This window comes from Phyllobacterium sp. K27, from assembly GCF_054796155.1.
Genome location: NZ_CM139240.1, coordinates 2,093,214 through 2,107,156, shown reverse-complemented (window position 1 = coordinate 2,107,156; position 13,943 = coordinate 2,093,214). Strand labels below are relative to the sequence as shown.

12 protein-coding genes and 1 pseudogene are annotated in these 13,943 nt (G+C 53.3%); 1 reads left to right on the top strand and 12 read right to left on the bottom strand.

All coding sequences use genetic code 11. The annotated features are described in order from the left end of the window. Positions 1-47: 47 nt before the first annotated feature. From ACYJL1_RS10300 to ACYJL1_RS10245, 12 genes and pseudogenes are all read right to left on the bottom strand, one after another. Positions 48-701, bottom strand: coding sequence for a protein-L-isoaspartate(D-aspartate) O-methyltransferase (locus ACYJL1_RS10300; RefSeq protein ID WP_460895326.1), 654 nt, complete (start codon positions 699-701; stop codon positions 48-50). Then, positions 698-1,456 (bottom strand): 5'/3'-nucleotidase SurE, encoded by a 759-nt coding sequence (gene surE / locus ACYJL1_RS10295; protein ID WP_460895325.1) that lies wholly within the window; start codon positions 1,454-1,456, stop codon positions 698-700. The genes ACYJL1_RS10300 and surE overlap by 4 nt, the downstream gene beginning before the upstream one ends. Positions 1,457-1,473: 17 nt before the next feature. Further along, positions 1,474-2,757, bottom strand: a complete 1,284-nt coding sequence (gene serS / locus ACYJL1_RS10290; protein ID WP_460895324.1) for a serine--tRNA ligase — start codon at positions 2,755-2,757, stop codon at positions 1,474-1,476. 215 nt (positions 2,758-2,972) lie between these two features. Further along, positions 2,973-3,746 (bottom strand): twin-arginine translocase subunit TatC, encoded by a 774-nt coding sequence (gene tatC / locus ACYJL1_RS10285; RefSeq protein WP_460898003.1) that lies wholly within the window; start codon positions 3,744-3,746, stop codon positions 2,973-2,975. Positions 3,747-3,787: 41 nt separating this feature from the next. After that, positions 3,788-4,384 carry a Sec-independent protein translocase protein TatB gene (gene tatB / locus ACYJL1_RS10280; protein WP_460895323.1) on the bottom strand — a complete coding sequence of 199 codons (597 nt, stop codon included), beginning with the start codon at positions 4,382-4,384 and terminating at the stop codon, positions 3,788-3,790. Positions 4,385-4,449: 65 nt separating this feature from the next. Further along, complete coding sequence (locus tag ACYJL1_RS10275; protein WP_460895322.1) at positions 4,450-4,677, bottom strand: twin-arginine translocase TatA/TatE family subunit; 228 nt, start codon at positions 4,675-4,677, stop codon at positions 4,450-4,452. A gap of 179 nt (positions 4,678-4,856) precedes the next feature. Then, positions 4,857-5,489 (bottom strand): annotated as a pseudogene (gene scpB / locus ACYJL1_RS10270) (SMC-Scp complex subunit ScpB); the annotation flags it as partial. Between the two features lie 82 nt (positions 5,490-5,571). Further along, positions 5,572-6,414 carry a segregation and condensation protein A gene (locus ACYJL1_RS10265; RefSeq protein ID WP_460895321.1) on the bottom strand — a complete coding sequence of 281 codons (843 nt, stop codon included), beginning with the start codon at positions 6,412-6,414 and terminating at the stop codon, positions 5,572-5,574. Between the two features lie 27 nt (positions 6,415-6,441). Continuing rightward, positions 6,442-7,461: a beta-N-acetylhexosaminidase gene (gene nagZ / locus ACYJL1_RS10260; RefSeq protein ID WP_460895320.1), complete on the bottom strand. Its 1,020-nt coding sequence runs from the start codon at positions 7,459-7,461 to the stop codon at positions 6,442-6,444. Between the two features lie 78 nt (positions 7,462-7,539). Continuing rightward, complete coding sequence (locus ACYJL1_RS10255; RefSeq protein WP_460895319.1) at positions 7,540-10,020, bottom strand: SPOR domain-containing protein; 2,481 nt, start codon at positions 10,018-10,020, stop codon at positions 7,540-7,542. A 100-nt stretch (positions 10,021-10,120) separates the two neighbouring features. Further along, positions 10,121-11,878: an arginine--tRNA ligase gene (gene argS / locus ACYJL1_RS10250; protein ID WP_460895318.1), complete on the bottom strand. Its 1,758-nt coding sequence runs from the start codon at positions 11,876-11,878 to the stop codon at positions 10,121-10,123. Between the two features lie 64 nt (positions 11,879-11,942). Continuing rightward, entirely contained in the window at positions 11,943-13,151 is a 1,209-nt protein-coding gene (locus ACYJL1_RS10245) for a deoxyguanosinetriphosphate triphosphohydrolase (RefSeq protein ID WP_460895317.1), read from the bottom strand. A 294-nt stretch (positions 13,152-13,445) separates the two neighbouring features. Here ACYJL1_RS10245 and erpA point away from each other — a divergent pair, with 294 nt between their 5' ends. After that, a complete protein-coding gene (gene erpA, locus ACYJL1_RS10240; protein ID WP_115052915.1) occupies positions 13,446-13,781 on the top strand; it encodes an iron-sulfur cluster insertion protein ErpA in 336 nt (111 codons plus the stop codon). Positions 13,782-13,943 lie beyond the last annotated feature (162 nt).

Below are 13,943 nucleotides of genomic sequence, written 5' to 3'. Positions count from 1 at the left end.
GCAAAAGATTCACCAAACTCGTAAACGGTTGGCTCTGCCGTCACCTGCTAAAGCGCCGAGGAAACCCCTTCTGCCAAGGGTAAGAACCGCACGCGCATCATGTCTTGTTGGTCGAAGCGGCTTCCAATCTTTGTTAGACGCGCAACCGTCTGTTCTCCGTCAACAGGGCCGATCGGTGCCACCAGAATACCGTTGGACGAAAGAAGGTCGACGAAATGCCTCGGCATGGCATCGAACGCGGACCAAACGATGATCCGGTCAAAGGGACCATCGCTCGCAAGTCCCAATCGCCCGTCTGCGTGTTTGATGATGCAGTTTTCGATTTTCAAAGCCTGAATACGCTGCTGGGCAAGCTCAACGAGCGTACGGTAGCGCTCAAGTGACAGGACGCGTCCTGAAAGCCGGGCCATGACCGCAGCCGTAAAGCCGGAACCTGTTCCAATTTCCAGAACCCGATGCGACGGTTCCAGTTCCAGCGTTTTGATTAATTGGGCCTGCAAATCCAGACCTTCGATGAATTCTCCGCATTCGATAGGCAGTATGCCCCGACTATAGGCTACATTCCCAAGGTTGCCGCCCACAAAGCTCATGCGAGGCGTCGCCTCAAGCGCGCCCATCAGTCTCTGATCGCTCAGGCCCAATCTGCGCATACGCAGCACAAAAGCGGCAAAACCTTCACGCTCGGACATGGCTGGTTTCATGTAAATCTTTCCTCAAGAACAGCTCGCATCTCGTGAGAGGTCAGATCAAGCTGCAAAGGTGTTATGGAAATGAAATTGTTGCGAATCGCTGCAACATCGCTGTTCTCGGCAGGAACATCCTTGCCGCGTCCATATCGAAGCCAGTAATAGGGCAAACCGCGTCCATCGTGACGCTCCTCAATCGTCAGCCCGTGCGACAGCTTTCCCTGTACGGTTACACGGGTACCCGCGACCTCAAAAGGCTGACAGCTGGGGAAATTGATATTGACGAGAACACCCTTGGTGAGTTCGACGCCAAGCACCTTTCTGATCACGTCCGGAGCACGCTCTTCCACAATCTCCCATGGCAGGACGCGAGCGCCACCGTCGAGATTATACTCCTGTGACAACGCAATGGATTTGATCCCCAGCAATGTGCCTTCAATAGCACCAGCGATCGTGCCCGAATAAGTAACATCATCCGCAGTGTTCGAGCCGGAATTGACACCCGAAAGGACAAGATCAGGCCGTTCAGGCATCACATGCTTGACACCCATGATGACGCAATCAGTCGGCGTACCGCTCACTGCGAAATGGCGGTCATCAATCTTGCGCAACCGCAATGGGTTGGAAAGCGTCAGGGAATGAGCAAGTCCGCTCTGGTCGGTCTCTGGCGCGATGACCCAAATATCGTCAGAAAGCTGGCGGGCAATACGTTCAAGAACGCTCAGACCTTCCGCATGAATTCCATCATCGTTGGTCAAGAGAATCCGCATCGCCCTACCCCGTTTGTTTACGCCGCTTTTTCGATCCGTGTCAGTCCACCCATATAGGGTACAAGTGCTTGAGGAACTGTAACGCTGCCGTCCTCATTCTGATAATTTTCGACAACAGCTATTAATGCCCGGCCTACAGCAGTGCCAGACCCATTCAAAGTATGAACGAAGCGGGTGGATTTCTCGCCCTCTGGCCGGTAGCGGGCATTCATCCGCCGTCCCTGGAAATCACCACAAACGGAACAGCTTGAAATTTCCCGGTACGATTTTTGCCCCGGAAGCCATACTTCCAGATCATAGGTCTTTTGCGCGCCAAACCCCATATCGCCAGTGCAAAGCGTCATGGTGCGGAATGGCAGATCGAGGCGTTTGAGAACCTCTTCTGCGCAGGAGGTCATGCGTTCATGCTCTTCAACAGAGCGCTCCGCATCAGTAATTGAGACCAGTTCCACCTTCATGAATTGATGCTGACGCAGCATACCGCGTGTATCTCGTCCGGCGGAACCTGCCTCCGATCGGAAACATGCAGTCAACGCAGTCATGCGGATCGGCAGATCACGAATATCGAGGATTTCCTCGCGTACCAGATTTGTCAACGGCACTTCGGCGGTGGGTATGAGATAGCGGCCATCGGTGGTCTTGAAGAGATCTTCGGCAAATTTCGGCAATTGCCCCGTGCCGTAAAGCGTATCGTCATTGACCAATAGTGGCGGGCTGACCTCGGTATAGCCATGCTCCATGGTGTGTATATCCAGCATGAACTGCCCAAGCGCCCGTTCCAGCCGGGCAAGCTGGCTCTTCAATACGGTAAAACGGCTGCCGGACAGACGTGCAGCCCGCTCGAAATCCATATATCCAAGCTTTTCGCCTATCTCGAAATGTTCTTTCGGTTCGAATGAGAAGTTCTTGAGATGGCCAACACGGCGCGTTTCCACATTGTCGCTTTCATCCTTACCTAAAGGCACACTGTCCAGCGGAATATTGGGTAGCACTTCGAGCGCCTCGTTGAGCGCACGTTCCAGCTGACGCTCCTCCTCTTCGGCAGAGGAAAGCAAATGCTTTATATCGGCAACTTCTGCCTTGAGCCGGTCGGCTGTCACCTGATCCTTGGCAGCCATCGCCTTGCCAATTTCTTTGGAGGCCGCATTGCGGCGTTCTTGCAAAGTTTGAGACTTGGCAATGGATTGCCGCCGCTTTTCGTCCAGCTCAATCAAGCGTGACGAGATCGAATCCATTCCACGCTTGGCCATTGCTGCGTCGAAAGCCTGCGGATTCTGGACGATCCATTTAATGTCATGCATGGGAGTAAAGCCATATTGGAGTTAGTGTTGAAACTAAGGGGCGTATATTGCAGGATTGCTGTACGTGGTTCGACAAGCTCACCCTGAGGCTACTGTTTGATTGCAGATGCCAACTATTGCAACATTCAACGATATCCTTGCAACCCACAAATATTCCTCATGGTGAGCTTGTCGAACCACGCTGAATAGTGATGCAAGCCCTTTCTTCAAACAGATCAGGACGAGGTTTCACTCGACTGTGCTTCTGTCTCAGCCGCTGCACGCTTTTTCTCGACCAGACGCGCCATCCAGATGGAAACCTCGTAGAGAAGGATGGTCGGAAGCGCAAGACCGATCTGGCTGACAGGATCGGGTGGCGTGATAACCGCGGCAACGATAAATGCGATCACGATGGCATATTTACGCTTGGACCTCAGGCCTTCATATCCGATCAAGCCCACCCGCGCCAGAAGCGTCGTGACGACCGGCAACTGAAAAACGAGGCCGAAAGCAAATATCAGCGTCATGATAAGACTAAGATATTCGGAAACCTTGGGCAGCAATGAAATTTGCACTTCACCGGCACCGCCAGTCTGCTGCATGGCAAGGAAAAACCACATAACCATAGGCGTAAAGAAGAAATAGACCAGAGCACCGCCCGTAAGAAACAGAAGCGGCGATGCGATAAGAAACGGCAAAAATGCCATGCGCTCATTCTTGTAGAGGCCGGGCGCAACGAATTTGTAGATCTGGGAAGCGATGACGGGGAACGCGATGACGAGACCACCAAACATGGCGATCTTCACCTGCGTGAAGAAAAATTCCTGCGGCGCTGTGTAAATCAATTGCGCCTTTGCAGGATCAAATCCTGCCCAGCCCACTGCCCATTGATAGGGAATAACCAGCAGATTGAACAATTGCTTGCCAAAATGAAAGCAGCCCAGAAACGCGACAAAGAATGCCAGCAGTGCCCAGATAAGGCGACGGCGCAGCTCAATCAGATGCTCCATCAGCGGGGCTGAACTCTTGTCGATTTCTTCGTCAATATTGCTCAAGATTTCGTCCCCGTATCACCGCTCTTTATGCGCGGTTTAGCCGTTTTCCTGACAGGCGCTGCGGCTGCTTTGGCAGCAGTCTGCTTTGTGGCAACCGGTTTTGCTGCGGCTGGCTTGATAGTGGCAGCCTTTGCAGCCATAGCTGGTTTGGAGGCTGACTTTGGCTTGGCAGCAGCTTTCGGCTTTTTCTTCGGTTCATCAAGAGACGGCAACGGCTCCATCACCGCAGGCTGCACCTGGGTGGCACCGGGCGCTGATGGATCAGGAATAGCCAAATTATCCTTCGCCGTGTCAGTCGCGTCTTTCAACGTCGAACGTATTTCTTCACCAATCGTTCTGACAGGATCGAAAACTTTGCGAATGTCATTACGCGGATCAAGGCTCTTGGCATCGTTTATGATACCGCGGACATCATCCAGCTCAGCTTCTTTGAGAGCTTCATCAAACTGCTTGCGAAACTCACCCGCAGTTGCCCGAAACTTGGTTGTTGCCTTGCCGAATGCGCGTAGCATTCTGGGCAAATCTTTCGGACCTACAACCACAATAAGAACGACTGCGATGACCAGTATTTCCGACCAACCGATATCAAACATTCATCATGCTCCAGCCACAACGTGGCCATTCAGCCACGCGCAGGTAAGGCTTGCGCCCGCACCGCTCAAGACTTCTTGGTCTTTTCCTTGACTGAATTCACTGGCTCACTTGTCGTGTTGTCAATGGTCTTGGAATTGTCGGCATCCGCAGTGTCTTCGTCGCTCATGCCGCTTTTGAAGTTCTTGATGCCCTTGGCAACATCACCCATTAGCTCAGGAATTTTGCCCCGTCCGAAGAGAAGCAATACGACCGCAAGCACAATAAGCCAGTGCCAGATTGAAAAACTACCCATTTTACCCTCACATTCGCCCAGTGGTTTGAGCTGATCTAAGCTTTTTCCCTGTGCTTTTCAAACACAAGTCGCTTTTGTTCTTTCACATTCGCGTAAACCCAGCGCAAGCCCGAATTGATTTGCGAGGTACGAATTTTGCCTTAAGGGACTATCCGCCGCAAATGTGGCGAGAAATAATGTTACTCTTGCTCAACCCTGGGCGTCAAAAGGCCCAGCTCCTCCAGATCGATATCTGTCAAAGGATCCTCATCCGCTGTCAGTTCATCCGGATCATTGAACGGTACAGGAACAGCGAAATTGGTTGGCATGCGTGCAGAAAGCAGCCCTGCTCCACGCAATTCATCGATACCCGGCAGATCACGCACTTCCTGCAAGCCGAAATGATCAAGGAATGAGGCCGTCGTTCCATAGGTTATAGGTCGTCCGGGCGTACGGCGTCGACCACGGAATTTGATCCAACCCGTTTCCATCAGTACATCAAGCGTGCCCTTGGAGGTTTCGACGCCGCGAATATCTTCAAGTTCGGCCCGCGTTACCGGCTGATGATAGGCAATGATAGCCAGCACTTCGAGAGCCGCACGCGACAATTTCTTGAGCTGTACAGCCTCGCGGTTCATCAAAAATGCAAGATCGGCGGCGGTACGGAATGCCCACGCCCCACCAACCTGCCGCAAATTTATACCGCGATTGGCGTATATTTCCTGCAGCTCTCCCAGCAACATTGCGACATCGACACCTGATGGCAGCCGCTCCTTGAGCGCCTTTTCGGTTACAGGCTGCGCCGATGCAAACAGAATCGCTTCAACCATCCGCAATGCATCTGATGTTTTTACAGCGGTATTCCAGCTATCGTCAGCCTCTTCGCTATCAATTTTAATGTCGTCATTTGCAGGATCAGCCATTTGCCACTTCCTTCATCGGCTCTTCCGGCCTGTTGCGAAGGTAGATCGGTTTGAAAGCGCCGGTCTGGCGGATTTCCAGATGTCCTTCGCGAACCATTTCAAGACTTGCGGCAAAAGAACTTGCTATGGCCGATGCACGTTCCGCTGGCGTCGCGATAAATTCCAGCAAATATTGATCCAATGTCGTCCAGTCTTTCATCTCACCAACGAGACGCATCAATATTTCGCGGGCATCCTTGAGCGACCAGACTGAACGGCGCGCAATCTGCACATGCGATGTCGCACGCTTCTGGCGCTGTGAGGCATAAGCGGTCAGCAATTCATACAGCGTCGCTGAATAGGCGTTCGTCTGATCAACAATAACTGCTTCCGGCATGCCTCGAGCAAAGACATCGCGGCCCAGACGATTGCGGTTAACCAGCTTCATAGCCGCGTCGCGCATTGCCTCCAGTCGCTTGAGCCTGAATTGCAGGGTTGCAGCGAGTTCTTCACCGCTTTCACCTTCATCGCCTGGAGCTTTGGGAATGAGCAGCTTGGATTTCAGATATGTCAGCCAGGCGGCCATGACCAGATAATCAGCAGCCAATTCAAGACGCAGTGCCTGTGCCTGCCTGATGAACACGAGATACTGCTCGACAAGCGCGACAACAGATATCCGGGCCAGGTCGACGCGCTGATTGCGGGCGAGATGCAGCAGAAGGTCGAGCGGCCCTTCAAACCCCTGAATATCAATGACAAGGGAAGGTTCGCTGGCGGCGCGATCAACCTGGCTCTCCCAAAGCGCCTCCATTGGAGCCGCTTTGTTGCCATTCATGTTTTTTTCGCTAACTGCCAAACCTGTCTCGCTTCCCTATTTCGCGCTTTATGCAACCGCCTCGAACATGCTGCGGAATTCATCCCTGAGCTCTTCTTCACTGGAAGCGTCGGGTGTCCGTTTATATTCTATAGCCTTTATCGCGCGCTCCAGTGCCTTGCCCTCAAGTTCCGGAGTGCACGACGCAACCGCCGTCATCTGCTCCATAATCCCGTGACAATGAAGCACCATATCCAATCCTGCCGCAAAGATTGCTTTTGTTCGATCGAAGTAATCCCCAGAAAGTGCGTTCATGGAGACATCATCGCTCATCAAAAGCCCATCAAAGCCTATATAGTCGCGGATGATCTCCTCGACCACCTTACCGGACGTCGTGGCCGGATATTTGGGATCGACGGCCGAAAAGATCACATGAGCGCTCATCGCCATTGGCAGGTGCGACAGCGCCCTGAATGGCGCAAAGTCATGCTCGGCCAATTCGTCCAGCCCCGTCGTGACCGTCGGCAGCTCATGATGCGTATCCGCAAAAGCCCTGCCGTGACCGGGAATGTGTTTCATCACCGGCAACATGCCGCCCGCAAGCAATCCTTCCGCTGCCGCACTGCCCATGGCTGTTACAATGTCCGGATGCTTGCCATAGGCGCGCGTGCCGATCACATCGTTCGCGCCTTCCACCGGCACGTCCAGCACGGGCAGGCAATCCACATCGATGCCAAGTTTTAACAAATCGAAAGCATGCAGACGTGACAAAAGCCAAGCGGCGCGCAGGCCCTTTTCCTCATTCTTCCGGTAAAGCGCACCCAGAGCCGAACCCGACGGATAATCAGGAGCCAATGGCGGGCGCAAACGCTGCACACGCCCCCCCTCCTGATCGATCAGCACAGGCGCATCATCGCGCCCGACCAGATCACGCAAATGCGCGCACAAGTCTTCGATCTGTGCAGCCTCACTCACATTGCGTGCAAAAAGAATAAAACCCCAAGGGCGCTCATCGCGGAAAAACGCGATCTCATCCGGGGTTAGTTTAAGGCCGGTTGTCCCGGCAATCCATGCTTTTGATTCGCTCATGGGCTGAGTCTACTGCTTCAACGCGCAAAAAGAAAAGGCGACCAGTGGCCGCCTTTTCGCTTATTTATCCTGGTTTGTTTATTGCGTCACAAAGCAGCTTCCGCCTGCCGACTTGTATCTGGAGCACAGGTTAACGGCGTCACTCTTGGAGCCGACTGGGATGCGTACACGATAGTACGTGCCCTTGCCCGCGATCTCAGCCTGTTTGATATCGACACCACGCCCGCCGATCAGGCCAGCATGTTTCTGAGACAGCGTTGCATAAGTCTTCTGCGCGCCCTCGACACTAGGTTGCGAAGCAACCTGTATGAAGTAACTTCCAGCAGCAGGCGCAGCCGAAGCCACCTGTTGCGCCGGAGCATTTCTGGCCGGTACGCGATCGACAATATCGAGAGGCTGTTCGGCCGGACGCGATTCCACGACAGGAACGTTTCTCGGCGTAGCGGCAGCAACGGTTTCCTGGGTAATCTTCTTCGTTTCCACCGGCTTGGCTGCTGCAGCTTGAGCTTTTGCAGCAACAGGTACCGCTGCAGCGGGCGTTACCGGCGCAAGCGCTGGTTCCGGCTCAACCGGATCTCCTCCTGCGAGAGCACCAACAGGATCATCAGCCGACACAGGTCCGGTCGCTGTACCACCAGGGCGCGCCACTGGCGAAGCAGCTGCACCAGTACCTGCCGGTGGTGCATCAGGGCTAATGGAAGCCACCATCGTGCCGTCAGGCTTGACCACCATTGTCTGAACCTTGCGCGGTGCAAGCGCATTATTGCGTTCCGGAGCTGGCTCATTTGCCGCCAAATCCTGGTCAGCAGGATCGATACGCGCATCAACCTTATCGGCGAGTGGCACTTCCCCATCTTCATCGGCGGCAAGATCAACAGGATCTTCTCGCGTTGTTACCAACTGCTCCTGTTTTGGCGCTACCGGAGCGGCCGTTGCATCCTTGTCGAAAACAGCCTTGTCCTGATTTGGAACGACGGCATTGGCCGTTTTTTCCGGTTGAACCTTTATCGGTGCCTTGTCGGCCATAATGACTACGGGTTCTCCGCCTGTCGAACCTGTCCATTTGTACGCAACTGCACCCGCAACAGCGACGAGAACAACAGCGGCAGCAACACCCGGAACGAATAGGGGATTACGGCGCGGCTTGTTTTCGTTCTGCGCATAGACTCCAGCAGCAATGTCGACATCATCCTGACGCGGATCGTAACCGAAATTCGCATCATCCTCAGGACCATGCTGATAGCGGGCCGCCGCAACAGGTGCCTGCGACACAATCCCCGCTACGCCCGCCGCTGCTACACCAGCGGCCGTATGACCGCCCTGATTGTAACGACCTTGTTCGGCTTCACTACCAAAGACATCGGCATAGATGTCGGCATACTCATCCTTTGCAGCCTCCGGCTTCGCCGGTTCCTTGGTCGCTGCAAAATCATTGTGCTGCGTGTCCGATTCGATGGAGCCGAATACTTCGGCAAACTCGCTCTCCAACTCATTGAGACCATTGCTCTGGGGCGCGTCATCTTCATAATTCACCGTTGGAAGATCGAGTGACTCTGTATAATCAACCCGATTTTCTGTAACGGCGATAGTGTCGACATCAGGTGCTTGAACCGGCTTGGCGGCGCGATCAAGTTCGTCCGCATAATCGCTCAAAGCATTGATTTCCGGAAGTTTCGGTGCCCCAACAATGGGAGCCGCGACTGGAACCGCGATCTGTTCTCGCACTGGCGCAAGCTCGTCATCGGCATCCATCGGCACTTCAAAATCATCAAGCGCTGCTATTAGTTCCTGATCATCGAAAGCGTCTTCGATCTCAATGTCGGTGTTTTCCTGTTCAACATAGGGTGCCTGCTGCTCATAAGAAGGCGATGGCGCCGCATAAGCAACAGGTGCAGCAGTCTCCACGGCAGGCTGCTCATGAGCGACTGGAGCCGTCTGTGCATAAGCGACCGGAGCGGGCACCGGCGCCGCTTCTGGCTGCTGATACGCTGTCGCGCGGCTGATAATCGGCGCTGCCTCCGTGCGACCGGCAACATTGGAACGTGAGCCGTATCCCCAGGACGCATTTGCCGATCTCTGGATAACGGGTCTAGCAGAGCCGGCAAGCAATGTTTCCAACTCATCTTCCAAACTTATCGCCGGAGCGGTCGCAACTGGTGCGGCAGGAGTTGGAAATTGGGTATTGGAAACTATACCCTCGCCTGCCTCACTGTCAGCATAAGCCGTTTCCGGCTCATAATCCGCATAGTCAGGCTCTTCATAGGCAGCAACTGGTTGCGCAGGAACATCGTAAGGCTGCTCAGGCTGCGTGGCCGCGAGCCCGCGTTCATGCTGCTGATTGCCATCGGTATCAGCCGAAGCGGATTGTGAGATGACCTCATCGTCGAAGCCTCCCATCAGTTCGCGTTCGAGATCCAAAGCAAAATCATCATTGGACCCGGAAGGCGACTCATCCTGCTCGGGAGTTCCCATAATGCGGGATAGCTCCATCAGGGGGTCGTCATTACCGAATCGCGAATCATCCTGCCGGTTAGAACGCTGAAGATAGTTGTCCGCCATGGCGTTAATCCTGTACTCTCAACTGTGGGACGTCCGAAAACGTCACGCATTGGCCATACCAGCGCAATGTGGGCAAAAGTTGACAGGATTTCTACGCTTTTCAGCGCATTTCAGTCGGGGCGTCCGCACCAATAATTGACAAACCGGACGCCAAAACCTTCGAAACAACCTGAACCAGCCCTAGCCTGGCTTGGGACAAGTTTGGATCGTTAACCTTAATAAAACGTAAGTCCGGATTTTCAGTACCTTTATTCCACTGTCCATGCAGGGAACTTGCAAGGTCATAGAGGTAGAACGCGACCCGGTGCGGCTCCTGATGAAGCGCGGCTGTTTCGATCATGCGCGGGTACTCGGCTAGCTTGCGGATGAGCGCGATTTCGCTCTCATCGGTCAGCAAATGGAAATACTTCGCACTCGCTGCCAGATCGATTTCACCGATACCAAGCTGTTCTATCGCCTGCCGGAATACCGAATGACAGCGTGCAGATGCATACTGAACATAGAATACCGGATTGTCTTTGGAATGTTCCGTAACCTTGGCAAAATCGAAATCAAGCGGCGCGTCATTCTTCCGGTACAGCATCATGAACCGGACAGGATCACGGCCGACTTCCTCAACCACATCCCGCAAGGTTACAAACTCACCGGACCGTTTTGACATGCGTACCGGCTCACCATCGCGGTAAAGCTTGACGAGCTGACAAATCAATACAGTCAGCTTTGCCGTGCCGCCTGAAACCGCACGTGCAAGTGATTCCAGCCGTTTGACGTAACCGCCATGATCTGCGCCCAGCACATAGATCATCTCATCGAAATGCCGGTCATACTTGTCTTTGAAATAGGCGACATCCGCCGCAAAATAAGTGAACTGACCGTCAGACTTCACCAATGGCCGGTCGATATCGTCGCCCACATCTGTTGACCGGAACAGCGTTTGCTCACGATCCTCCCAATCTTCCGGCACCTGACCTTTGGGCGGAGGAAGCTTGCCCTTGTAGACATGCCCCTTCAGCGTCAGATCATTGATGGCCGAGCGGATAAGTTTCGCATTATTGGCGTGCAACGTCCTCTCGGAGAAGAAGATATCGTGATGAACATTGAGCGAAGCCAAATCGTCACGAATCATTACCATCATCGCGTCAATGGTCCGGTCCTTGACGATGCCGAGGCTTTCCTCTTCCGGCATTTCCAGCAATTTCGTGCCATAATCGTTAGCGAGCGCCTTGCCGACAGGAACAAGATAGTCGCCTGGATACAGGCCAGCCGGAATCTCACCAATCTGCTCGCCCAAGGCCTCGCGGTACCGGAGCATGACAGAGCTCGCCAGCACATCGATCTGCGCGCCCGCATCATTAATGTAATATTCCTTGCCGACCTCATAACCGGCAAATGATAGAAGATTGGCCAGCGCATCGCCCACCACTGCGCCGCGGCAATGGCCAACATGCATCGGGCCGGTCGGATTGGCCGAAACATACTCGACATTCACCCTGTGGCCGTAACCAAGCTTTGACCGGCCATAATCAAGACCGGCATCAAGCATCGTGGCAAGTTGCTGCTGCCAATAACTATCTTTCAGTCTCAAGTTGATGAAACCCGGACCTGCAACTTCAACAGAACCGACATCAGGATCATTCTTCAGCGCATCACCGATTTTAACGGCAAGTTCACGCGGATTCTGACCGACAGCCTTCGACAAGACCATTGCCGCATTGGTTGCAATATCGCCATGACTTGCATCGCGGGGTGGCTCGACGCCAACGCGCGACAGATCGACTGCTGCATCATCAGTTGTTTTTAAATCAAGTGCTTGCAGGGCATTCTTAATCCGCGCATCGAAGTCAGCGAAGATGTTCATGACGTCATTCTCATTCGAGGTTTATAGAAAATTCCGAGGCCTCATGGCCAAAGTTGAGCCTGCTCTAGGACAATTCGGGCGTATGGTCAAACAGCCTGCGATGCTCGCGCACAGCATAAGTGTCCGTCATCCCACTTAGAAAATCGGCAACAAGACGAGCGCGGGCGGGCAAATCTGCTTGAATTTGCTCGTCGCGCCAGCCTTCCGGCATCGCTTGTGCGTCATGCATATAGGCTTCAAAAAGCTCTCTCACAATCTTGTCAGCCGATTTGCGCACCCGCAAAACACTGTCGTGAAAATACAGATTCTTATAGAGAAACGACTTCAGCGCCTTCTCTTGCAATCTCATAGACTCGCTGAATGCTACGATGCTTTGTCCAGCATTGTGTATGTCATCTATCGTTTGAGGCTTGAGATGATCAAGGTTGGCCTGCGACTGACGTATCACGTCCTCAACCATGATGGTTATCTGACGCCGGACGATCTCATGTGTCGTGCGGACTTCATCAAGACCGGGATATTTCTGCCCTACAGCACGCAGAATATCGCCTGTTATAGCCACATCCTCCAAAGCATCCAATGATAGGAGGCCCGAACGAAGTCCGTCATCTATATCGTGAGCATTGTAAGCAATATCGTCCGCGATGGCGGCGCATTGCGCCTCCAATGATGCATATTTTGCCAGTTCCAGATCAAACTGAACATTGTATTCAAGGATGGCCGCCGGTACCGGATGATCAATTCCTTGTCCCTGAGTGTCCATTAGCGGGCCGTTATGCTTGACCAACCCCTCCAACGTCTCCCATGTGAGGTTCAGTCCATCGAACTCCGCATAACGCTTTTCGAGGCTGGTCACGATCCGTAGCGACTGCGCATTATGATCAAAACCGCCAAAGTCGCGCATCTTTTCGTCCAGCGCATCTTCGCCCGTGTGGCCAAAGGGTGTGTGGCCAAAATCATGCACCAAAGCGATTGCCTCAGCCAAATCCTCATCAAGCCGCATGGAGCGCGCCAAGGCCCGGGCGATCTGTGCCACCTCAATCGTGTGGGTCAGCCTCGTGCGATAATGATCGCCCTCATGCGCAATGAAGACTTGAGTCTTGTGTTTCAGGCGGCGAAAAGCCGTCGAGTGAATAATCCTGTCACGATCACGCTGAAACACAGTACGCGTCGGACTTTCGCTTTCCGGTACGAGCCGCCCCCTGCTACGCTGCGGGTCACACGCATAAGGCGCCCTCTCCCTGTAACCAAATCCAACACCCTGCATCGACATTATTTCACTTCCTGCCTTCACGCCTCATTTTTCTTGTGCGTGCTTCGACAAGCTCAGCATGAGGAGACAACAGTGATTGCAAGAGCCATTCATGCAAGCACAGATTCTTGCAATCACCCATTCCCTCATGCTGAGCTTGTCGAAGCACGCAGCAGCTATGCCATCCATTACCACGGATGACGTTGACTTCGCGGTCGCCAATTCTTAGCTATGGTGTATGATGAATGGCAAGGCGTGACATGATAATGTCGTACCTTTGAAGCCGGCGGATGCTTCCGCGAAGGAATCTGAAGAATGACCGAAGTTGTAAATGTTTCTGTCTCCGATGCTGCGGCCAAGCGCATCTCGGCAATTTTGAAATCCGATCCCGACAAAACTGCCTTGCGCATCTCTGTCGAAGGTGGTGGCTGTTCGGGCTTTTCCTATAAATACGATCTTGTCGATGCACAGGATGCAGATGACATTGTAATCGAAAAATTAGGAGCAAAGGTTTTGATCGATTCGATTTCCCTGCCTTATATCGGCGGTTCCGAGATCGATTTTGTAGACGACCTGATGGGGCAATCTTTTCAGATCCGCAACCCGAATGCCACGTCCTCATGTGGCTGCGGTACAAGCTTTTCTGTTTGATCGTACGCACTCATCGCTTACTGTTTCAAAGGGCTGTTTCGTGACAGCCCTTTTTTATTGGCACAACGCTGAAAATTTGTCAGGGCGTGGCGAAAATGGTGGGTTTCGAGCAACGAAGCGGAGTATACTTTTGAGTATATGAGCATCGGAGCGCAGAAAAAC

Excerpts from the sequence above, each read along its gene's own strand:
- nagZ (WP_460895320.1), bottom strand. The coding sequence starts at position 7,461 with ATGAGCGAATCAAAAGCATGGATTGCCGGGACAACCGGCCTTAAACTA.
- erpA (WP_115052915.1), top strand. The coding sequence starts at position 13,446 with ATGACCGAAGTTGTAAATGTTTCTGTCTCCGATGCTGCGGCCAAGCGC.
- ACYJL1_RS10275 (WP_460895322.1), bottom strand. The coding sequence starts at position 4,677 with ATGGGTAGTTTTTCAATCTGGCACTGGCTTATTGTGCTTGCGGTCGTA.
- serS (WP_460895324.1), bottom strand. The coding sequence starts at position 2,757 with ATGCATGACATTAAATGGATCGTCCAGAATCCGCAGGCTTTCGACGCA.
- tatB (WP_460895323.1), bottom strand. The coding sequence starts at position 4,384 with ATGTTTGATATCGGTTGGTCGGAAATACTGGTCATCGCAGTCGTTCTT.
- surE (WP_460895325.1), bottom strand. The coding sequence starts at position 1,456 with ATGCGGATTCTCTTGACCAACGATGATGGAATTCATGCGGAAGGTCTG.
- argS (WP_460895318.1), bottom strand. The coding sequence starts at position 11,878 with ATGAACATCTTCGCTGACTTCGATGCGCGGATTAAGAATGCCCTGCAA.
- tatC (WP_460898003.1), bottom strand. The coding sequence starts at position 3,746 with ATGGAGCATCTGATTGAGCTGCGCCGTCGCCTTATCTGGGCACTGCTG.
- ACYJL1_RS10300 (WP_460895326.1), bottom strand. The coding sequence starts at position 701 with ATGAAACCAGCCATGTCCGAGCGTGAAGGTTTTGCCGCTTTTGTGCTG.
- ACYJL1_RS10245 (WP_460895317.1), bottom strand. The coding sequence starts at position 13,151 with ATGTCGATGCAGGGTGTTGGATTTGGTTACAGGGAGAGGGCGCCTTAT.
- ACYJL1_RS10255 (WP_460895319.1), bottom strand. The coding sequence starts at position 10,020 with ATGGCGGACAACTATCTTCAGCGTTCTAACCGGCAGGATGATTCGCGA.